An 18,546-nucleotide genomic window follows, 5' to 3' on the forward strand; every position below is an offset into this window, starting at 1 on the left:
CTTGCGTCTGCAAATATCCTTGGGAAGTCCCGAAGGGACGGGCGCGGGCCTGCTTGACTTGGGCACGGTCCTGCCCGACCCTTGCGGCGGCTGACCGAAAGGACCCGCGTGGCCCCCGCCGCTGGTGACATTCCCCATCTTCGCGCCGTGTCCGATGCCGACGACGTCGCGCAGCGGCGCGCGGACGAGGCGCTGATCGTCGATCTCGAGGGCTACGAGGGCCCGCTGGATCTGCTGCTGACGCTGGCGCGGACGCAGAAGGTGGACCTGATGACGATCTCGGTGCTGGATCTGGCCGAGCAGTATCTGGCCTTCGTCGAACGGGCGCGCGCCCTGCGCATCGAACTTGCCGCCGATTATCTGGTCATGGCCGCCTGGCTGGCCTTCCTGAAGTCGCGCCTGCTGCTGCCGCCCGACCCTGAAGCCCAGGGCCCCTCGGCCGAGGACATGGCCGCGCATCTGGCCTTCCAGCTGGAACGGCTGGGGGCGATGCGGCAGGCGGCGGCGCAGCTGATGGCGCGCGACCGGCTGGGCATCAGCCGCTTCCCCCGCGGAACCCCGCAGGACGTGTCGCGCAGCCGGCGCACCCAGTGGCAGGCCGGGCTGATCGACCTGATGCGCGCCTATGCCCGGCTGAAGACGCGCGAGGATTTTCGCCCCTATGCCTTCGACCGGCGCGACGTGTTCACGATGGAACAGGCGCTTGAACGGCTGCGCGGCATGATCGGCCATGCGGGCGACTGGACGGAACTCTCGGCCTTCCTGCCCCAGGGATGGCAGACGCGGGGCGCGCGGCGCCGATCGGCCACGGCCGCCACCTTCGCGGCCTCGCTGGAGCTTGCGCGGCAGGGCCGGATCGAGATACGCCAGGCCGACGCCTTCGCCCCGATCCGGCTTCGCCGCCCATCCCGGACCCCCGACACCCCATGAGCCAGCCCGCCCCCCAGCCCGATCGGTCGCTGCCCGACATGGCAGAGCAGGAGCGCATGGTCGAGGCGATCCTGTTCGCCTCGGCCCGGCCGCTGACGCTGCGCGATCTGGCCGAGCGGCTGCCCCACGGCTGCGACCCGGTCGAGGCCCTGGCGGGGCTGCGCCGCGCCTATGCCGGGCGGGGCGTCGTGCTGGAAAGGATCGGCGACGGATACGCCTTCCGCACCGCCCCGGATCTGTCCTTCCTGATGCAGTCCGAGACGGTGGAACAGCGCCGCCTGTCGCGCGCCGCCATCGAGACGCTGGCGATCATCGCCTATCACCAGCCCGTCACCCGCGCCGAAATCGAGGAGATCCGCGGCGTCGCCGTGTCGCGCGGCACGCTGGACCAGCTGATCGAGATGGAATGGGTCCGCATCGGCCGCAGGCGGATGACCCCGGCCGCCCCGCGACCTTTGTGGTGACCGAGACGTTCCTGGATCATTTCGGCCTGGAATCCGCCCGCGATCTGCCGGGGCTGGCGGAATTGCGGGCGGCGGGGCTGCTGGAATCGCGCCCGTCCGCCGAAGGCATGATCCTGCCCCTTGCGCCGCGGGACGCGGATGATGATATCGGCGCCACCCCGCCCCCGGCGGCTTTCCCGAGGACGACCTGATCCCATGAGCCTGAACAAGATCATCGCCATGCTGACCCGCATAGTCACCCGCCGCGCCGTGAACCGGGGCATCAACAAGGGCATCGACCGCATCGCGAAGTCCGGCGGCAAGTCCGGCGCGGCCTCGGCCAGGCAGGCCAAAGACATGCGCGCGGCGGTCAAGCGCGCCCGGCAGGCGGCCCGCCTGACCCGCCGCATCGGCCGCTGACCCTCGCCTTCCCGGCGGGGCCGGGCTAGGGCTGCGCGATGGACGAGAGATTCGAGATTTTCCTGGTGGCCACGCCGGGCCTGGAAGCGCCTCTTGCCGCCGAGGCGGCGGCCCTGGGCTGGACGCCGGTCGTTCAGCCCGGCGGCGTCACCATCAGCGGCGGCTGGCGCGACGTCTGGCGGGCGAACCTGTGGCTGCGCGGCGCCACGCGCGTCTTGGCACGCCTGGGCAGCTTTCGCGCGCTGCATCTGGCGCAGCTGGACAAGCGGGCCCGCAGGTTTCCCTGGGCCGCGGTGCTGCGGCGCGATGTGCCGCTGCGGGTTGAAACAACGTGCAAGGCCAGCCGCATCTATCACGCCGGTGCCGCCACCCAGCGGATCGAGCGCGCCATCGCCGAGGAACTGGGCGCGCCGATCGCCCCGGATGCGGCGCTGGTGGTCAAGGCGCGGATCGAGGACGATCTTGTGACCATCAGCCTGGATACCACCGGCGAGTCGCTGCACAAGCGCGGCCACAAGGAAGCCGTCGCCAAGGCCCCCCTGCGCGAGACCATGGCCGCGATGTTCCTGCGCGAGATGGGCTTCGACGGCAGCCAGCCGGTGCTGGATCCGATGTGCGGGTCGGGCACCTTCGTGATCGAGGCGGCCGAGATCGCCGCCGGGCTTGCCCCCGGCCGCAGCCGCAGCTTCGCCTTCCAGCAGCTTGCCGGCTTCGATCCCGCCCTCTGGGACGCGATGCGGGCGGCTGCCGCGCCTCGCCCCGCCGCCGCGCAATTCTTCGGCAGCGACCGTGACGCCGGTGCCATCCGCATGAGCCGCGCCAATGCCGAGCGGGCGGGGGTGGCGGGGCTGACCCGCTTCGACTGCCGCGCGATCGGCGATCTGCAACGCCCCGACGGGCCGCCCGGCATCGTGATCGTGAACCCGCCCTATGGCGCGCGGATCGGCGCCAAGGGGCCGCTGTTCGGGCTGCACGCGGCGATGGGGCAGGTGTTCAGGGACCGCCTGCGGGCTGGCGCGTGGGGATCGTGACCAGCGATGCCGCGCTGGCCCGCGCCACCGGCCTGCCGGTGGACCCGGGGCCGGTCGTGGCGCATGGCGGGTTGAAGGTCCGGCTGTGGCAGGGGACCGCCTGAGCCGGGACGCGGCGCATCCGGGAACGGGGCGGAACGGCGGGCCTAGCGGAACTGCTTGGCCAGCTTGAGGCCCTGGCCCTGATAGTTCGACCTGATGCCCGCCCCATAGAGCCGGTCGGGCCGGGACGCCATGCGTTCATAGACCAGCCGCCCGACCACCTGGCCATGTTCCAGCACGAAGGGGGCCTCGTGGCAGCGCACCTCCAGCACGCCGCGCGCGCCTGCGCCGGTGTCGCCGATGCCGAAGCCGGGGTCGAAGAAGCCCGCGTAGTGGACCCTGAACTCGCCCGCCATCGCCAGATAGGGCGCCATCTCGGCCGCGCAATCGGCGGGGATCGCCACCGATTCGCGGCTGACGAGGATATAGAAGGCGCCGGGATCGAGGATCAGCCGGCCCTCGGTCGTGCGAAGGTCGTCCCAGAAGTCGCGGCTGTCATAGGCCGCGATCCGGTCGAGGTCGATCACGCCGCTGTGGGGCCGGGCGCGGTAGCCCACCAGATCGCCGTCGGCGGGCTTCAGATCGACGGAAAAGCCCAGGCCGTTGTCGATCAGCGCCCGGCCACCCACCAGGGATTCCCGTGCGTCCAGCTCGCGCAGTTCGGCATCGGACAGCACCGCCTGGCCGCGGCGCAGGCGAAGCTGGTTCAGGCGCATCCCCGGCCGCACCAGGACCGAAAAGCTGCGCGGGCAGATCTCGGCATAAAGCGGACCGTCATAGCCTTCGGGCAGGCGGTCGAATTCGGTCCCGCCATCCGTCACCAGCCGCGTCAGCAGATCCAGCCGCCCGGTCGAGGACTTGGCGTTGGCAACCGCGGTCAGGCCGGCCGGCAGGCGCAGCCGCTCCATCAGCGGGACAAGATAGACGCAGCCGCGTTCCAGCACCGCGCCCCGCGTCAGGTCCATCTGGTGCATCTGCAGGTCGTCCAGCCGGTCCATCACCCGCTGGCCCGGCCCCGCCAGGAAGCTGGCGCGCAGCCGATAGGCGACGGTGCCCAGCCGCAGGTCCAGCGAGGCGGGCTGGATCTGGTCTGCCGCAAGGTCCGGGTCCCCGATGATCGCGCCGGACCGGATCAGGCTGCGGATGCCGCTGTCGGGAAGAACGCCGTTCATGCCGGTCCCTTTCATGCGAAAACGCCCATCCCCGTCAGAGGATGGGCGTTTTCGGAATGGTCGGGCCGGCGAGATTCGAACTCGCGGCCTTCCGCCCCCCAGACGGACGCGCTAACCAGACTGCGCCACGGCCCGACGCGCACCGTATAGAGCGATCGGGCGGCGCTGCACAAGGGCCGCGAGGCGGAAATCTTTGCCTTGTCCCGCGCCCGCCTCAGCAAATCCGCGCCAGGGCCTCGTGAAGCCGGGCAAGGCTGGTGCGATGCCGGTCGGTGGCGGCGTCCAGGGGGTGCAGGTCGCGCAGCCGGGCGTTCAGCGACACCACCTCGCCCAACCATCCTTCGGGCGGCTTGCCCGCGGCAGGGCGCCGGCGGCGGTGGCGGGACCGCGGGCCATGAGAGGGCAGCATCGCCTCTGCCTCGTCGTCCGGGACCTCTGGGAAGGCGTCGGCGGCATCAAACCCCGGCGGCAGCGGCATCGGTTCCGCGTCCAGCAGCGATTCAAGCCGCGCCAGCCCCCGTTCGCGCACCGTCGCCCCCCTGTCGCGGGCCAGAAGCTTCTTCGCGCCGCGGATCGTCAGCCCCTCGTCGCGCAGGATCGTGCAGAGACCCGCGGCCAGACGCACGTCCTCGGGGCGGTAATAGCGCCGGCCGTCGGGCCGCTTCATCGGCCGCAGCAGGGGGAACTGGGTTTCCCAATAGCGCAGCACATGCGGGGCGACGCCCAGCAGCCGTGCGACCTCGCCGATCGAGCGGAATGCCTCTGCGCCCTTGGTCATCAGCCCCGAAGATCCCTCATTTCTTGTTTCCCGCCGCCACCCGGTCCTTCATCAGGTGCGAGGGGCGGAACGACAGGACGCGGCGGGGGGTGATGGGCACTTCCTCGCCCGTCTTGGGATTGCGGCCAATGCGTTCGTTCTTGTCGCGCAGGCTGAAGGTGCCGAACGAGGAAATCTTCACCTGTTCGCCCCGCACCAGCGCATCCGAAATATGTTCCAGAACCGATTCGACAAGCTGTGCCGATTCGTGGCGCGACAAGCCGACATCCCGGAAAACGGCTTCCGCAAGATCCATCCGGGTCAGCGTCTTCTCACCCATGAGTTTCCCCTTTGATTTCACAAGGATGGTTGGATTCATGCTGGCTGTCAACGACAAGCGGGCGTTTTTCGTTCCGATCCCGGGCCGATCCCGGGCCCAAGGACGGGGTCCGGTTGCAGGCGGGCGCGGCGCTTCTATCTATGAAGGGACAGCCACAAGCGGGGGCGGCAATGGCGGGTGGATGGGCGCGCGACGACGCGGTGAACGACCAGATCGAGATCAGCACGGCCGAAGCGGTGGCGCGCGCCCGGCGTGCCGCGGCCCGCGCGGCCGGGGCCGCAGAAAGCGCCAGCCGCTGCATCGACTGCGACGAGCCGATCCCCGAGGCACGGCGCCGGGCGGTTCCGGGCGTGCAACTGTGCGTGGAATGCCAGTCGGGGCAGGACCGGCGCTGGCGCCCGGCAGCGGGCATCAATCGGCGCGGCAGCAAGGATTCTCAGCTGAAATAACGGCTTACCAGCGCAGGACCACGGAACCCCAGCTCAGCCCGCCGCCGATCGCCTCGGTCACGATCACCTGGCCCTGCCGAAAGCGGCCCTGCCTGTCGGCCACCGAAAGCGCCAGCGGGATCGACGCGGCCGAGGTGTTGCCGTGGTCGGCCACCGTCAGGATCACCTTCTCCATCGGCAGGCCCATCTTCTGCGCCGTCGCGGTGATGATCCGCGCATTGGCCTGGTGCGGCACGAGCCAGTCCACCTGATCCGGCGTCAGCCCGGCCTTGTCCAGCGAGACATGGGCCGTCTTGGCCAGCTTCTCGACGGCGTGGCGGAAGACCAGGTTGCCCTGCATCCGCAGCTGGCCCGCCGTGCCGGTGGTGGACACGCCGCCATCGACATAAAGCAGGTCGCGATACTGGCCGTCGCTGTTCAGGTCGCTGGCCAGGATCCCGCGGTCGTCGCGGGTGCCCGCCCCCTCCTGCGCCTCGAGCACCACGGCGCCGGCGCCGTCGCCGAACAGCACGCAGGTGCCGCGGTCGGTCCAGTCCATGATGCGGGAAAAGGTTTCCGACCCGATCACCAGGATGCGCCTTGCCATGCCGCTGCGGATCATCGCGTCGGCATTGGCCAGCGCGAAGACGAAGCCCGCGCAGACCGCCTGCACGTCATAGGCGAAGCCATGCGTCATCCCCAGGCCGTGCTGGATCATCGTCGCCGAGGCCGGGAAGGTATGGTCGGGGGTCGAGGTCGCCAGCACGATCCCGTCGATGTCGTCGGGCCGCAGGCCGGCGCGGTCCAGGGCATCGCGGGCCGCGCGCAGGCCCATGTCGCTGGTGGCCTGGCCCTCGGCGGCGAAGTGACGGCGCTCGATCCCGGTGCGGCTGCGGATCCAGTCGTCGGTGGTGTCGAGCCGTTCCTCGAACCAGCTGTTCTCGACCACGCGCTCGGGCAGGTAGTGGCCGGTGCCACGGACGACGGAACGCAGGGTCATGACGATGCAGCCTCGGTGTCGGGGGCAGCGCTGGCGGCGGCCTGCGCGACGCGCGCGGCCAGCCGGTCCTGGAAGCCCGATCTGGACAGCGTGAAGGCCAGCTTGATCGCCGCCGACACGCCCGTCGCATCGGCCGAGCCGTGCGACTTCACGACGGTGCCGTTCAGGCCCAGGAAGATCCCGCCGTTCACGCGGCGCGGGTCGATGCGCTTTTGCAGGCGCTTGAGGGACGTCATCGCCAGCAGGGCGGCAAACTTGGACATGATGGATTTCGCGAAGGCGTCCTTCAGCAGCGTGCCGACCAGCTTGGCGGTGCCTTCGCCGGTCTTCAAGGCGATGTTGCCCGTGAAGCCGTCGGTGACGATCACATCCACGCGCGTCGAGGGCAGGTCGCCCCCTTCCACGAAGCCCACATAGCGGAACCTGCCGGCTTCGGCCGCGGCCAGGATCAGGTCCTGGGCCTGCTTCAGTTCGGCCCGGCCCTTGTGTTCCTCGGTCCCGACGTTCAGCAGCCCGACGCGCGGTTCGGCCAGCCCCAAGCCGTTGCGCGCATAGGACGCGCCCATCAGGGCGTATTGCAGCAGGTCGGGGGCATCGGCGCGGATGTCGGCGCCCACGTCCAGCATGATGTTGAACCCCTGCGGGTTCAGCGAGGGCCAGAGGCAGGCGATGGCCGGGCGGTTCACGCCGGGCAGCTTGCGCAGGCGCAGCATCGACAGCGCCATCAGCGCACCGGTGTTGCCGCAACTGACGGCCGCGCCGGCCTCGCCGGTCCGCACCGCCTCGATCGCCGACCACATCGAGGTTCCGTCGCCCTTGCGCACGATCTGGCTGGGCTTGTCGTCCATGGTGACGACGCCGCCGGCGTGGCGGATGTCGCAGCGCCCGGCAAGCGCCTTGCGACGCGCGACAAGGCGGCGAAGCTGGGCTTCGTCGCCGTGCAGGATGAAGCGGATGTCCGGGTTCTTCGCCGCGCTTTCGGCCATGCCGGCCACGACCGCCGCCGGGCCGCGATCGCCGCCCATGGCGTCCACCGATATGACCACGCTGCCCCCGTGGCCGGGGGCGTGCGCGGCAGTCTGGGTCACGTCACGGTCGGTCATCGGGCGCGGATGCCAAGCCCGATCAGGCTGCGTCGTCGTCCAGGTCGGTCGTGTTCGCCTGCGCGACAACCTCGCGGTCGGCATAGTGGCCGCAGGACGGGCAGACGTGGTGGGGGCGCTTCAGTTCGCCGCAGTTCGAGCATTCGTTGGGATTGCCGGCGACCAGGGCATCGTGGGCGCGGCGCATGTTCCGGCGGGACCGGGTTACGCGATTCTGAGGGACGGCCATGTCACAACCTCGGGTTTGTGGGGGGTGCAACGCGCAGGCGTCCTTAGCGCACCCTTGGGATTGAATTCGTAAATGAACCGCGCAGATACGCCATGACGGCCCCGCCCGCAACCCCCCGCGGCAGGGTGGGCGGGCCTTATTGCGCCGAAAGCCCCTGGCGGCGCCTCGTCCCGCAGGGCCGGCGCATCGCCGCCACGGTGGCCCCTGCGCCACGCGCGGCGGGGATTCACGGCTTGCCGGGGTCGCGGCTGCCCAGCAGCTTGTCCAGCCCCTCGAAGGGGCGGCGGGTGTCGGGGGCGTCGTCGGCGGGCGGGGCGGAAAGTTCCGCGCCCTCGGCCCGGGGATATTCCGGCAGCGCCAGGGCCAGTTCCTCGATCATCACGGCGGCCAGGTCGATGAACTGGCCCAAGGGTTCCAGCCGGTCGTCGGGCATTTCGACCTCGTCCCCCTCGGGGGGGCGATGTGGGGGGAATAGTGGCGCTCGATCGGTTCGTCGAGGCTGGTCCTGACCGGCTTCAGGGTGACGACGCAAGGCTGGGTCACGCGGGCGCGCAGCCGGCCCGTCAGGGTCCAGGCGTCGCCGCGCCCGGCCCGGATGTCGCCGCTGAAGCTCAGCCTCGACAGGTCCGGGATGCCAAGCTCGGCCGCGATGGCGGCGCAGCGCCCGGCGTCGGGCGTCAGGGAAAAGGCGTTGGGCGCGCGCGGGTTCAGATGCGCCACGCGCAGGCGGTCGGGCTGATGGGGAGGGGCGGTCATGGCGGGCCTTTGTCTGCTGTCGGTCGGGGCTTCCGCGTCGGCAGGCGGCGCCTAAGCCCCGGCGGGATTGTCATTCTTGAGCGCGGTCCCCGAGTTTGCTAAGCCGGGCGGGCCGCGTCAACAGCGCCTTCGCAAAGGAAAGACGGAATGACAGCCATCCGGCCTCTGGTGATCCTGGCCTTCATGGCCGTCCTTGGCCTGGCCGCCTGCGCGCCGGTGTATCGCAACCACGGCTTCATCCCCCCGCCCGAGGATCTGTCGCAGGTCGTCGTGGGCCAGACCACGGTGGACGAACTGCAGGGTCTGATCGGCCGGCCGTCGGCCCAGGGGCTGCTGACCGGATCGGCCTGGTATTACGTCGGTTCCCGCTGGCGCTATTTCGGCGCGCTCGAGCCGCGCGAGATCAGCCGCGAGGTCGTGGCGGTGTCGTTCGCGCCCAGCGGCGTCGTCACCAACGTGGAACGCTTCGGGCTGGAACGCGGCCGCGTCGTCACCCTGTCGCGGCGCGTGACCGACGGCAGCGTGACCGAGATCTCGCTGATCGGGCAGCTTCTGGGCAACCTGGGCAACTTCCAGGCCGGCGATTTCATCGACTGACGGGCAAGAATCCGGGGCGGGATGCGGCGCCGTCGCGCCCGCATCCCGCGCCTACAGCGTCTGGATGATCCGGTCGGCCAGCAGGTGCAGTTCGTTGCGATACCCGGTCCGGGCCGACGGCTGGTCGGGATCCGACGTCATGGCGATCGCCGCTGCGGGTTGGCGGCGCGTGGCGGGAAAGACATAGATCATCTGTCCCCCATAGCCCCAGCCATAGCGCACGGGGCGTCCGCTGGCCTCGCCGATGAACCAGCCGTAGCCATAGCCCTGGCCGCTGAAGATCGACGCGGTGCGCGACTGCCAGCTGTCCTCGATCCAGGCGGCGGGCACCACCTGCCTGCCGCCGGCGCGGCCGTTTTCGGCATACATCGCCCCGAATGCCAGCAGGGACCGCGTGCTCATCGCCATCTGGTTGCCGCCCAGATAGATGCCCTGCGGGTCGCGTTCCCAGCCGGTGATGCGGAAGCCGGGCACCGGCTCCAGCCAGTCGCGGGCCAGATCCAGCGTGGACCGCCCCGCCACCCGGGTCAGGATCGCCGACACCAGATGCGTCGAGGCGGTGGAATACTGCATCCGCCCGCCCGGTTCCTGCGTGAAGGGGGCGGCCAGGGCCGCGCGGACCCAGTTGCGGCTGCTGACCCAGGCGCCGTAGTTGGCGCCCGACTGGCGTTCCAGCCCTGCCTGCATCGACAGCAGGTTGCCCAGCGTCACGGCGGCAAGGCGCGGATCGGGGTCGGCCGGCAACTGGTCCTGCAGGATCGGGGCGATCGGCTGGTCGGTGCCTTCCAGAAGGCCCTTGTCGATCGCGATGCCGGCCAGGGCCGAGATCACCGACTTCGAGGCCGACTTGATGTTGGTGGGATCGTCCGGGGTGAAGCGGCCATAGCCGCGGGCGGCGATCTCGGATCCGCCGGACCAGATGGCCACGGCCCGCAGGTTTTCCAGCCGTGCGGCGTCATCGAGGATCGGGTTCAGGCCGGCCTGCGCCAGGGCGGGGGCGGCAAGCAGGGGCGACAGGCTGGCGGTCAGCAGAAGGGTGCGTCGGTTCATCGTCCCTATATGTGGCGGGCCGGAGCGCGGGCGGAATCACGCTTGCGTCAGCTTGGGCTTGTCCGCCCGGCGCGGCGCCATTAGAGGGCAGGGCCGTTCCCGTTCCCGCCGCGAAAGGCCCTGCCATGACCGCGCTTGACGATCTTGCCCCGGTTCCCTTCCACGACGCCGATGCCCCGCAGCGGGCGCGGATGCTGTCGCGGCTGGCCGACACCGAACTGGCCGTGGCCCTGGTGGCCGAACCTTCGGGCGATCAGGTGGAACTGCGCATCTTCCCGCTGGAGGGCGGCCCGGTGGCCCTGGCCTGCGACGGCGAGGATCGGCTGGCGGGCTTCTTCGGCGGGCCGGTGGCCTATGCGGCGATGCCGGGGCGCGTGCTGGCGGGCCTTCTGCGGTCCGAGGGCGCGGGCCTTCTGGTCAATCCCGGCCAGCCGTCCGAAATGCTGCTGGACGCCGCGATGCTGGACTGGCTGGCCGGGGCGCTGTCGGCCGCCCCCGAACCGGCCGATGCCCGGCTGCGCCTGGGCGCGCCTGCGCCCGCCGTCGTCGAGGCGCTGGCCCAGCCCCTGGCGGAACGGCTGGGCGACATGCGCGGCCTGATCGCGGGGGCCGCGCTGGCCCGTGCGGGGGCCGGCCATGTGGTCCTGATCGCGGGCGCGGATCCTGCCCACCAGCCCGCCATCGCCAAGGCCCTGGCCGAGACCCTGGCCTTCCTGCCCGAACAGCCCGGCGGCGTCGATGTCAGCTTCACCGACGCGGCGCTGCCCGCCTCGGTCCTGCGCTTCGATCTGTCCCCGCCCGAGGAGCCGCGCCAGCCGCCGCGTCCGAAAGGCCCGCCGATCCTGCGCTGAGCGGTGCTGCACGGTTGCGTGATCGGCGGCAAACTGACAGAACCGGGGCATGAAGACGCAACACAAAGCCTTGTCCGTCCACCTGCTGACCGCCACGGGCGCGGTCCTCTCGATGCTGGCGATGCTGGCCGCGGTCGAGGGCGAATGGTCGCTGATGTTCCTGTGGCTGGTCGTGGCCCTGGTGGTTGACGGCATCGACGGCCCGCTGGCGCGGCGGTACGACGTCAAGATCCATTCGCCGAACTATGACGGCGTGCTGATGGATCTGATCATCGACTATCTGACCTATGTGTTCATCCCGGCCTATGCGCTGTTCAAGTCGGGGCTGCTGTCGGGCTGGACCGGCTGGTTCGCGATCATCGTGATCGTCTATGGCAGCGTGATCTATTTCGCGGACACGCGGATGAAGACCATGGACAACTCGTTCTCGGGCTTTCCGGGCTGCTGGAACATGGTGGTGCTGGTGCTGTTCGCCACCGATCCGCACTGGTCGGTGATCCTGCTGATCGTGGTGGTCCTGACGGTCGCGATGTTCCTGCCCATCAAGTTCATCCACCCCGTCCGCACCGAACGCTGGCGGGCGGTTTCCCTGCCGGTGGCGGTCCTGTGGTGCGTGTTCGCCGCCCGCGCCGCCTGGGTCGAGTTCCACCCCGACAGCTGGGCCAACTGGGGGCTGGTCGTCACCTCGCTGTGGCTGCTGCTGGCCGGTCCCGCGCAGCAACTGATGCCGAAACGCCCGTGAAGGGGACCCCCTTGACCCATGTCCTGAAATCCCTGGCCGCGCTGATCCTGCTGGCCCTGCCCGCAAGCGCCCAGGACGCCATCACCCTGGGCATGGTGCTTGAACCCCCCAACCTCGATCCCACCGGCGGGGCGGCGGCGGCGACCGACGAGGTGGTCTATGCCAATGTCTTCGAGGGGCTGACCCGCTTCGGTCCCGACGGCAGCATCGGGCCGGCCCTGGCCGAACGCTGGGACGTGGAGCAGGAGGGCCGCGTCTATGTCTTCCACCTGCGGCGCGGCGTAAGCTTCCACGACGGCGCCGCCTTCGACGCCAGCGACGTGGTCTTCACCCTGGACCGTGCCCGCGCGCCCGATTCGACCAACGCGCAGAAGGTGCTGTTCACGGGCATCACCGCGGTCGAAGCGGTGGATCCGGCGACGGTCCGCGTGACGCTGTCTGCGCCGGACGGCAATTTCCCCTTCAAGATGGCCTGGGGCGACGCGGTGATGCTGGATCCGGCCAGCGTCGACCGGCTGGCGACCCAGCCCGTGGGCACCGGCCCGTTCCGCTTCCAGGAATGGGTGCAGGGCGACCGGATCGTGCTGGCCGCCTTCGACGGCTACTGGGGCCGGAAGCCCTTCCTGCGCAGCGCCACCTTCCGCTTCATCCCCGATCCCTCCGCGGCCTTCGCGGCGATGATGGCGGGGGATGTGGACGCCTTCCCGAACTTCCCCGCCCCCGAGACGCTGCCGCAACTGCAGGCCGATCCCCGGTTCAAGGTGATCGTCGGCACGACCGAGGGCGAGACGATCCTGGCCATGAACAACGCCCGCGCGCCCTTGGACGACATCCGGGTGCGACAGGCCATCGCGCACGCGATCAACCGCCAGGACATCATCGACGGGGCGATGTTCGGATACGGCACCCCCATCGGCAGCCACTTCGCCCCGCACCACCCGGACTACGTCGATCTGACCGGGCTTTCGCAATTCGACCCCGAACGGTCCAGGGCCCTTCTGGCCGAGGCGGGCACCGGTCCCGTCAGCCTGCGCCTGGCGCTGCCCCCCACCCCCTATGCCCGGCGCGGCGGAGAGATCGTGCAGGCCCAGCTTGCCGCCGTCGGCATCCAGACGCAGATCACCAACATGGAATGGGCGCAGTGGCTGGAAACCGTCTTCAAGGGCGGCGATTTCGACCTCACAATCGTCGCCCATACCGAGCCGATGGACATCGACATCTATGCCCGGCCGGACTACTACTTCCACTATGCCCGGCCGGACTTCGTGGCGCTGATGGACCGGCTGCAGGCCGCCGTGGCGCCCGCGCAACGCAGCGACCTGCTGAAGCAAGCGCAGACCATGATCGCCGGCGATTACGTCAACGGCTTCCTGTTCCAGCTGGCCAAGACCGGCGTGGCGGATGCCCGGATCGAGGGGCTGTGGGAAAACGCCCCCACCCAGGCCAATGACCTGACCCACGTGCGCTGGATCCCCTAGCATGTCCCGGCTGCGCTGGATCCTGTCGCGGCTGCGCCGGACGCTGTGGGTCCGCGTGTCGCTTTATGCGGTGATGGGGATCCTGGCGGCCGCTGCCGCTGCCCTGGCCTCGTGGCTGCCCTTGCCCCTGCCCATCGACATCAGCCTGGACGCGATCGACAGCCTGCTGAACGTCATCGCCACCTCGATGCTGGCGGTCACGACCTTCTCGGTCACGGCGCTGACCTCGGCCTATGGATCGGCCACCTCGAATGCCACGCCGCGCGCCACCCGCCTGCTGACCGAGGACGACTTCGTCCAGTCGGTGCTGGCGACCTTCATCGGGTCGTTCCTGTTCAGCATCGTCGGCCTGGTGGCGCTGCGGGTCAGCGTCTATGGCCCGCAGGGACGCGCGCTGCTGTTCGTGGTGACGGTGCTGGTCATCATCCTGATCGTGCTGGCGCTGCTGCGCTGGATCCACCAGCTGACCAAGCTGGGCCGGGTGGGCGACACCCTCGACCGGCTGGAGGACGCCACCTGCCGGTCGATGCAGGCGCGGCTGGACCTGCCCTTCCTGGGCGGCCGCCCGCTGCCCGGCGACGCACCCGCAGCGCCCGCCATCCCCGCCGACCAGGTGGGCTACATCGAGTTCATCGACACCGCCGCGCTGTCCGAACTGTGCGAGGATCGCGACATCCACCTGGACATCCGCGCGCTGCCCGGCGCCTTCGTCTATCATGGCGCCCCCCTTGCCGTGATCCGCGGCGCGGCGCCCACCGAGGATCTGGCGGCCGCCATCCGCGACGCCTTCACCGTCGCCCGGGCGCGGACCTTCGACCAGGATCCGCGCTTCGGCATCATCGCCCTGTCCGAGGTCGCGCTGCGCGCCCTGTCCCCCGCCGTCAACGACCCCGGCACCGCCATCGAGGTGATCGGCCGGCAGGTGCGGCTGCTGACGCTGTGGGCCGAAGGCTGGCACAAGGCGGAATTGCACAAGGCGGAATACCCGCGCCTGCGGGTGGCGCCGCTGCGCCATGACGATCTGCACGACGACGCCTTCCACCTGATCGCGCGCGACGCGGCAGGGCAGATCGACGTGCTGACCCGGCTGGTCAAGGGGCTGGACGCGCTGCGCCGGATCGGCCCGGCCCCGGCGCGGCGGGCGGCCGAACACCAGTTGCGCCTGGCCCGCGACCGCGGTCTGGCGGGCCTGCCCAGCGACCACGACCGCGACCGCCTGCGGCAGGTGCTGGACGGTCTGGAGGGGGGCTGGCAGGCCGCGTGATTTCCGCTTTTCATTTGCCGCCGCACGCGGCATAGTCCCGGCCATGACCCGGATGCTGGACATTCCCGCCGCCCCGACCGCGCCCTTCGGCGCGCGTCTGGCCGTGAACCTCCGCGGTCTGCTGCTTCTTACGCTGCGCTGAGCGGGTCTTCCCGGGCCGCCGCTCAGACAGGAAGCGCCCGGGCATCCCCCGAAGCAGCAAACGAAAGCATCCCCCATGTCCGACAAGAACCGCGTCGTCATCTTCGACACCACGCTGCGCGATGGCGAACAGTCGCCCGGCGCCACCATGTCCCACGAGGAAAAGCTGGAGATCGCCTCCATGCTGGACGAGATGGGCGTGGACATCATCGAGGCAGGCTTCCCGATCGCCTCGGAAGGCGATTTCGCCGCCGTCAGCGAGATCGCCCGGCAGGCGAAGAACGCCGTCATCTGCGGGCTGGCCCGCGCGCAGATCCCCGACATCGACCGCTGCTGGGAGGCCGTGCGCCACGCCAAGCGCCCGCGCATCCACACCTTCATCGGCACCTCGCCGCTGCACCGCGCCATCCCGAACCTGGACATGGACCAGATGGCCGACCGCATCCACGAAACCGTGACCCATGCCCGCAACCTGTGCGACAACGTGCAGTGGTCGCCCATGGACGCCACGCGCACAGAGCACGACTATCTGTGCCGGGTGGTGGAGATCGCCATCAAGGCCGGCGCCACCACCATCAACATCCCCGACACCGTGGGCTATACCGCGCCCCGCGAATCCGCCGCGCTGATCCGCATGCTGCTGGAACGCGTGCCGGGCGCCGAAAACGTGGTCTTCGCCACCCATTGCCACAACGACCTGGGCATGGCGACGGCCAATTCCCTGGCCGCGGTCGAGGCCGGGGCGCGGCAGATCGAATGCACCATCAACGGTCTGGGCGAACGCGCCGGCAACACCGCCCTGGAAGAGGTCGTGATGGCGCTGAAGGTGCGCCACGACATCATGCCCTTCACCACCGGCATCGACACCACGAAGATCATGGGCATCTCGCGCCGGGTGGCGCAGGTCTCGGGCTTTCCGGTGCAGTTCAACAAGGCGGTGGTGGGCAAGAACGCTTTCCTGCACGAATCGGGGATCCATCAGGACGGCGTGCTGAAGAACGTCGAGACCTTCGAGATCATGCGCCCCTCCGACATCGGCTTGAACGAGACCAACATCGCCATGGGCAAGCATTCCGGCCGCGCCGCCCTGCGCGCCAAGCTGTCGGATCTGGGCTACGAGGTGGGCGACAACCAGCTGAAGGACATCTTCGTGCGCTTCAAGGCCTTGGCCGATCGCAAGAAAGAGGTCTATGACGAGGACATCGTGGCGCTGGCCCAGGACGCCTCGGCCAATACCGACAACGACTTTCTCCAGGTCAAGCACCTGCGGGTGGTCTGCGGCAGCGACGGCCAGTCAGCCGACCTGACCATGATCGTGGACGGCGCCGAACGGACCGTCCATGCCACCGGAGACGGCCCGGTCGATGCCTGCTTCAACGCCGTCAAGCAGATCTTCCCGCACAATGCCACGCTGAAGCTGTACCAGGTCCACGCCGTGACCGAGGGCACCGACGCCCAAGCCACCGTCAGCGTGCGGATGGAGGAGGACGGCCGCATCGTCAACGGCCAGGCCGCCGATACCGACACGATCCTGGCATCGGTCAAGGCCTATGTCGGCGCGCTGAACCACCTGATCGTCCGCCGCCTGCGCGCCGGAAAGGACGCGCGCGAAATCAGCATGTATTCGCATTAGCAAAAGCCCCGGCCCCGATTCGGCGGGGCCGGTCACGACGCCGGCCGAAGGGCCGCGCCGCTGGCGCAATCTTGTCCAATTTGCCTGAACCGCAACCCCGGGATGTAGCAGCAATCGAACTGTAACGCCCTTGGGGTTGAAAATGGGCTTTGTAACGCTTCTGCCTGCCGAAAAGTTCAAATTTTCTTTTGTTGCGCAATCGTCCAGGGTAATCCCGAGGTCAGGACATCGGCGTGGGGCCGGTGCCGAACAAGGGGTGTAAAGATGAAGACGGTTATCATGGCGTCGGTCCTGGCGCTGACAGGCGGCGTCGCGCAGGCGGCGACCTGCGACGCAACCTTCTCTAACAACGGGAACGGGAACACGCAGACAGTTTCCTATCTGCTGGAGCAGGGCAGCGGCAATGTCACGGCAGCCTGCTATTCCGACAACGACACCAACACCATCGACGCGGACTTCACCATCGGCGGCGTCAGCGGCTGGGAACTGGCCGACAAGACCAACAATAGCAAGCCCTATGTCGATGGCGGTTTCGACGAGTTCGACACCGCCGGACCGGGCACCTGGTCGATCCTGAACCCCCTGGGCTATGAAAGCATCCTGCTGACCCTGAAGCAGGGAAGAACCTTCGCGGCCTTCCTGCTGGATTCCGACGAGCCGCTGCAGGGGATCTGGAATACCTTCGGCCCCGGCGTCAATGCCCAGGGCAGGCTGTCCCACGCCTCGGTCTATTTCTCCCAGCAACCGGCTCCGGTTCCGCTGCCGGCGGGCGCCGCGCTGCTGCCGGCCGGCCTGGCCGCGCTGGCCCTGCTGCGTCGGCGCCGCAAGGCCGCCTGAAACCGGCGGACGTCGTGCTGCGAAGGGCGCCCTGGTGATCCCGGGCGCCCGTTTCGTTGCCGCGGCCCGCTGCCTGGGCGACGCCGTCCGGCCCGTTTCGCCCATCACGGGAACGGGGCTTTCCCGACGCGGCCGAGGCTTCTATATGGAAGCACCGCCGGGCGCGCCGATTCCGCGCCGCGGCCATCCCGCGGGGCGGACAAGAACGGGGCAAAGCCGGTGAAACCGGCGCGAAAGGATACGGGCATGGCATTCGGCGGGTTGTTTTCGACCGACATCGCAATCGACCTGGGGACGGCGAACACGCTGATCTATGTCAAGGGCAAGGGGATCATCCTCAACGAGCCCTCGGTCGTGGCCTATCACGTCAAGGACGGCAAGCGGCAGGTGCTGGCGGTGGGCGAAGACGCCAAGCTGATGCTGGGCCGCACCCCGGGCAGCATCGAGGCGATCCGGCCCATGCGCGAAGGCGTCATCGCCGATTTCGACAGCGCCGAACAGATGATCAAGCACTTCATCAAGAAGGTGTTCAAGCGCAGCGGCTTTTCTAAGCCCAAGGTGATCGTCTGCGTCCCCCACGGCGCCACCCCGGTTGAAAAGCGCGCCATCCGGCAGTCGGTCCTGTCCGCCGGCGCCCGCAAGGCCGGCCTGATCGCCGAGCCGATCTCGGCCGCCATCGGCGCGGGAATGCCCATCACCGAACCGACCGGCAGCATGGTCGTGGACATCGGCGGCGGCACCACCGAGGTCGCGGTCCTGTCGCTGGGCGACGTGGTCTATGCCCGGTCGGTCCGCATTGGCGGCGACCGCATGGACGAGGCGATCATCAACTATCTGCGCCGCAACCAGAACATGCTGATCGGCGAAAGCACCGCCGAACGCGTCAAGACCAGCATCGGCACCGCGCGGATGCCCGACGACGGCCGCGGCGCCACCATCATGGTGCGCGGCCGCGATCTGCTGAACGGCATCCCCCGCGAAATCGAGATCAGCCAGGCAATGGTCGCCGAGGCCCTGGCTGAACCCATGCAGGCGATCTGCGAGGCGGTGATGGTCGCCCTCGAGGCGACGCCGCCCGATCTTGCCGCCGACATCGTGGACCGCGGCGTGATCCTGACCGGAGGCGGGGCGATGCTGGGCGATCTGGATCTGGCGCTGCGCGAGCAGACCGGGCTGTCGATCACGCTGGCGGACCAGCCGATGAACTGCGTGGCGCTGGGCACCGGCAAGGCGCTTGAATACGAAAAGCAGCTGCGCCACGTCATCGACTACGACAGCTGAGAAGACGGCCCGCAGAGGGGC

Annotated in this window: 20 protein-coding genes, 1 tRNA gene and 2 pseudogenes; 13 read left to right on the forward strand and 10 right to left on the reverse strand. The window is 69.4% G+C overall.

From position 1 onward, the window contains the following. The first annotated feature begins 108 nt into the window (after positions 1-108). The 4 genes and pseudogenes from ACZ1HC_RS07405 (at position 109) to ACZ1HC_RS07420 (ending at position 2,928) form a co-directional block, all read left to right on the forward strand. Positions 109-930 (forward strand): segregation and condensation protein A, encoded by an 822-nt coding sequence (locus ACZ1HC_RS07405; protein ID WP_472699406.1) that lies wholly within the window; start codon positions 109-111, stop codon positions 928-930. Beyond that, positions 927-1,585: pseudogene (gene scpB / locus ACZ1HC_RS07410) on the forward strand (SMC-Scp complex subunit ScpB). Before ACZ1HC_RS07405 ends, scpB begins: the two are co-directional and overlap by 4 nt. Before the next feature lie 4 nt (positions 1,586-1,589). Next, positions 1,590-1,793 carry a hypothetical protein gene (locus ACZ1HC_RS07415; protein WP_472699407.1) on the forward strand — a complete coding sequence of 68 codons (204 nt, stop codon included), beginning with the start codon at positions 1,590-1,592 and terminating at the stop codon, positions 1,791-1,793. Between the two features lie 38 nt (positions 1,794-1,831). Beyond that, positions 1,832-2,928, forward strand: a pseudogene (locus ACZ1HC_RS07420) (THUMP domain-containing class I SAM-dependent RNA methyltransferase). A gap of 42 nt (positions 2,929-2,970) precedes the next feature. Here the strand turns inward: ACZ1HC_RS07420 and ACZ1HC_RS07425 are convergent. From ACZ1HC_RS07425 to ihfA, 4 genes are all read right to left on the reverse strand, one after another. After that, the gene (locus ACZ1HC_RS07425) at positions 2,971-4,038 is read right to left on the reverse strand and encodes a 2'-deoxycytidine 5'-triphosphate deaminase (protein WP_472699408.1); all 1,068 of its coding nucleotides are present in this window, start codon (positions 4,036-4,038) and stop codon (positions 2,971-2,973) included. Between the two features lie 57 nt (positions 4,039-4,095). Continuing rightward, positions 4,096-4,173, reverse strand: a tRNA-Pro gene (locus ACZ1HC_RS07430). A 79-nt stretch (positions 4,174-4,252) separates the two neighbouring features. Then, positions 4,253-4,816 carry a MerR family transcriptional regulator gene (locus ACZ1HC_RS07435; protein ID WP_472699409.1) on the reverse strand — a complete coding sequence of 188 codons (564 nt, stop codon included), beginning with the start codon at positions 4,814-4,816 and terminating at the stop codon, positions 4,253-4,255. 16 nt (positions 4,817-4,832) lie between these two features. Then, the gene (gene ihfA, locus ACZ1HC_RS07440) at positions 4,833-5,135 is read right to left on the reverse strand and encodes an integration host factor subunit alpha (protein ID WP_472699410.1); all 303 of its coding nucleotides are present in this window, start codon (positions 5,133-5,135) and stop codon (positions 4,833-4,835) included. Positions 5,136-5,305: 170 nt separating this feature from the next. Between ihfA and ACZ1HC_RS07445 the strand changes: the two genes are divergently transcribed. After that, a complete protein-coding gene (locus ACZ1HC_RS07445) occupies positions 5,306-5,584 on the forward strand; it encodes a DksA/TraR family C4-type zinc finger protein (protein ID WP_472699411.1) in 279 nt (92 codons plus the stop codon). Between the two features lie 4 nt (positions 5,585-5,588). Here the strand turns inward: ACZ1HC_RS07445 and ACZ1HC_RS07450 are convergent, their stop codons facing one another. The 5 genes from ACZ1HC_RS07450 to ACZ1HC_RS07470 all read right to left on the reverse strand — a co-directional run bounded on the left by ACZ1HC_RS07450 (position 5,589) and on the right by ACZ1HC_RS07470 (position 8,651). Continuing rightward, on the reverse strand, positions 5,589-6,563 hold the full coding sequence (locus tag ACZ1HC_RS07450; protein WP_472699412.1) for a beta-ketoacyl-ACP synthase III: 975 nt from the start codon (positions 6,561-6,563) through the stop codon (positions 5,589-5,591). Continuing rightward, positions 6,560-7,666, reverse strand: coding sequence for a phosphate acyltransferase PlsX (gene plsX / locus ACZ1HC_RS07455; RefSeq protein ID WP_472699413.1), 1,107 nt, complete (start codon positions 7,664-7,666; stop codon positions 6,560-6,562). The genes ACZ1HC_RS07450 and plsX overlap by 4 nt, the downstream gene beginning before the upstream one ends. A gap of 22 nt (positions 7,667-7,688) precedes the next feature. Beyond that, positions 7,689-7,895, reverse strand: a complete 207-nt coding sequence (gene rpmF / locus ACZ1HC_RS07460) for a 50S ribosomal protein L32 (protein WP_154764125.1) — start codon at positions 7,893-7,895, stop codon at positions 7,689-7,691. Between the two features lie 226 nt (positions 7,896-8,121). Beyond that, the gene (locus ACZ1HC_RS07465; RefSeq protein WP_472699414.1) at positions 8,122-8,328 is read right to left on the reverse strand and encodes a DUF177 domain-containing protein; all 207 of its coding nucleotides are present in this window, start codon (positions 8,326-8,328) and stop codon (positions 8,122-8,124) included. Beyond that, on the reverse strand, positions 8,274-8,651 hold the full coding sequence (locus ACZ1HC_RS07470; RefSeq protein ID WP_472699415.1) for a YceD family protein: 378 nt from the start codon (positions 8,649-8,651) through the stop codon (positions 8,274-8,276). Before ACZ1HC_RS07470 ends, ACZ1HC_RS07465 begins: the two co-directional genes overlap by 55 nt. Before the next feature lie 147 nt (positions 8,652-8,798). On the opposite strand from ACZ1HC_RS07470, the gene ACZ1HC_RS07475 reads away from it, so the two are divergent. After that, positions 8,799-9,248, forward strand: coding sequence for an outer membrane protein assembly factor BamE (locus ACZ1HC_RS07475; protein WP_472699416.1), 450 nt, complete (start codon positions 8,799-8,801; stop codon positions 9,246-9,248). Between the two features lie 51 nt (positions 9,249-9,299). Here the strand turns inward: ACZ1HC_RS07475 and ACZ1HC_RS07480 are convergent, their stop codons facing one another. Beyond that, positions 9,300-10,298, reverse strand: coding sequence for a serine hydrolase domain-containing protein (locus ACZ1HC_RS07480; RefSeq protein ID WP_472699417.1), 999 nt, complete (start codon positions 10,296-10,298; stop codon positions 9,300-9,302). A gap of 125 nt (positions 10,299-10,423) precedes the next feature. On the opposite strand from ACZ1HC_RS07480, the gene ACZ1HC_RS07485 reads away from it, so the two are divergent. From ACZ1HC_RS07485 to ACZ1HC_RS07515, 7 genes are all read left to right on the forward strand, one after another. Further along, complete coding sequence (locus ACZ1HC_RS07485) at positions 10,424-11,149, forward strand: SseB family protein (RefSeq protein WP_472699418.1); 726 nt, start codon at positions 10,424-10,426, stop codon at positions 11,147-11,149. Positions 11,150-11,198: 49 nt separating this feature from the next. Continuing rightward, complete coding sequence (locus ACZ1HC_RS07490) at positions 11,199-11,891, forward strand: CDP-alcohol phosphatidyltransferase family protein (RefSeq protein WP_472699419.1); 693 nt, start codon at positions 11,199-11,201, stop codon at positions 11,889-11,891. Positions 11,892-11,902: 11 nt separating this feature from the next. After that, positions 11,903-13,369, forward strand: a complete 1,467-nt coding sequence (locus tag ACZ1HC_RS07495) for an ABC transporter substrate-binding protein (protein WP_472699420.1) — start codon at positions 11,903-11,905, stop codon at positions 13,367-13,369. 1 nt (position 13,370) lies between these two features. Continuing rightward, entirely contained in the window at positions 13,371-14,633 is a 1,263-nt protein-coding gene (locus ACZ1HC_RS07500) for a DUF2254 domain-containing protein (protein WP_472699421.1), read from the forward strand. A gap of 217 nt (positions 14,634-14,850) precedes the next feature. Further along, positions 14,851-16,407, forward strand: coding sequence for a 2-isopropylmalate synthase (locus tag ACZ1HC_RS07505; RefSeq protein WP_472699422.1), 1,557 nt, complete (start codon positions 14,851-14,853; stop codon positions 16,405-16,407). A 264-nt stretch (positions 16,408-16,671) separates the two neighbouring features. Continuing rightward, complete coding sequence (locus ACZ1HC_RS07510; protein ID WP_472699423.1) at positions 16,672-17,244, forward strand: VPLPA-CTERM sorting domain-containing protein; 573 nt, start codon at positions 16,672-16,674, stop codon at positions 17,242-17,244. Between the two features lie 246 nt (positions 17,245-17,490). After that, on the forward strand, positions 17,491-18,525 hold the full coding sequence (locus tag ACZ1HC_RS07515) for a rod shape-determining protein (RefSeq protein ID WP_472699424.1): 1,035 nt from the start codon (positions 17,491-17,493) through the stop codon (positions 18,523-18,525). The last annotated feature ends 21 nt before the right edge of the window (positions 18,526-18,546 follow it).

The organism is Paracoccus sp. BR5-17 (assembly GCF_055693925.1).

Bases quoted from the DNA above. Each gene is read 5' to 3' on its own strand.
- ACZ1HC_RS07415 (WP_472699407.1), top strand. From the start codon at position 1,590: ATGAGCCTGAACAAGATCATCGCCATGCTGACCCGCATAGTCACCCGC.
- ACZ1HC_RS07425 (WP_472699408.1), bottom strand. From the start codon at position 4,038: ATGAACGGCGTTCTTCCCGACAGCGGCATCCGCAGCCTGATCCGGTCC.
- ACZ1HC_RS07435 (WP_472699409.1), bottom strand. From the start codon at position 4,816: ATGACCAAGGGCGCAGAGGCATTCCGCTCGATCGGCGAGGTCGCACGG.
- ihfA (WP_472699410.1), bottom strand. From the start codon at position 5,135: ATGGGTGAGAAGACGCTGACCCGGATGGATCTTGCGGAAGCCGTTTTC.
- ACZ1HC_RS07445 (WP_472699411.1), top strand. From the start codon at position 5,306: ATGGCGGGTGGATGGGCGCGCGACGACGCGGTGAACGACCAGATCGAG.
- ACZ1HC_RS07450 (WP_472699412.1), bottom strand. From the start codon at position 6,563: ATGACCCTGCGTTCCGTCGTCCGTGGCACCGGCCACTACCTGCCCGAG.
- plsX (WP_472699413.1), bottom strand. From the start codon at position 7,666: ATGACCGACCGTGACGTGACCCAGACTGCCGCGCACGCCCCCGGCCAC.
- rpmF (WP_154764125.1), bottom strand. From the start codon at position 7,895: ATGGCCGTCCCTCAGAATCGCGTAACCCGGTCCCGCCGGAACATGCGC.
- ACZ1HC_RS07465 (WP_472699414.1), bottom strand. From the start codon at position 8,328: ATGCCCGACGACCGGCTGGAACCCTTGGGCCAGTTCATCGACCTGGCC.
- ACZ1HC_RS07470 (WP_472699415.1), bottom strand. From the start codon at position 8,651: ATGACCGCCCCTCCCCATCAGCCCGACCGCCTGCGCGTGGCGCATCTG.
- ACZ1HC_RS07475 (WP_472699416.1), top strand. From the start codon at position 8,799: ATGACAGCCATCCGGCCTCTGGTGATCCTGGCCTTCATGGCCGTCCTT.
- ACZ1HC_RS07480 (WP_472699417.1), bottom strand. From the start codon at position 10,298: ATGAACCGACGCACCCTTCTGCTGACCGCCAGCCTGTCGCCCCTGCTT.
- ACZ1HC_RS07485 (WP_472699418.1), top strand. From the start codon at position 10,424: ATGACCGCGCTTGACGATCTTGCCCCGGTTCCCTTCCACGACGCCGAT.
- ACZ1HC_RS07490 (WP_472699419.1), top strand. From the start codon at position 11,199: ATGAAGACGCAACACAAAGCCTTGTCCGTCCACCTGCTGACCGCCACG.
- ACZ1HC_RS07500 (WP_472699421.1), top strand. From the start codon at position 13,371: ATGTCCCGGCTGCGCTGGATCCTGTCGCGGCTGCGCCGGACGCTGTGG.
- ACZ1HC_RS07505 (WP_472699422.1), top strand. From the start codon at position 14,851: ATGTCCGACAAGAACCGCGTCGTCATCTTCGACACCACGCTGCGCGAT.
- ACZ1HC_RS07510 (WP_472699423.1), top strand. From the start codon at position 16,672: ATGAAGACGGTTATCATGGCGTCGGTCCTGGCGCTGACAGGCGGCGTC.
- ACZ1HC_RS07515 (WP_472699424.1), top strand. From the start codon at position 17,491: ATGGCATTCGGCGGGTTGTTTTCGACCGACATCGCAATCGACCTGGGG.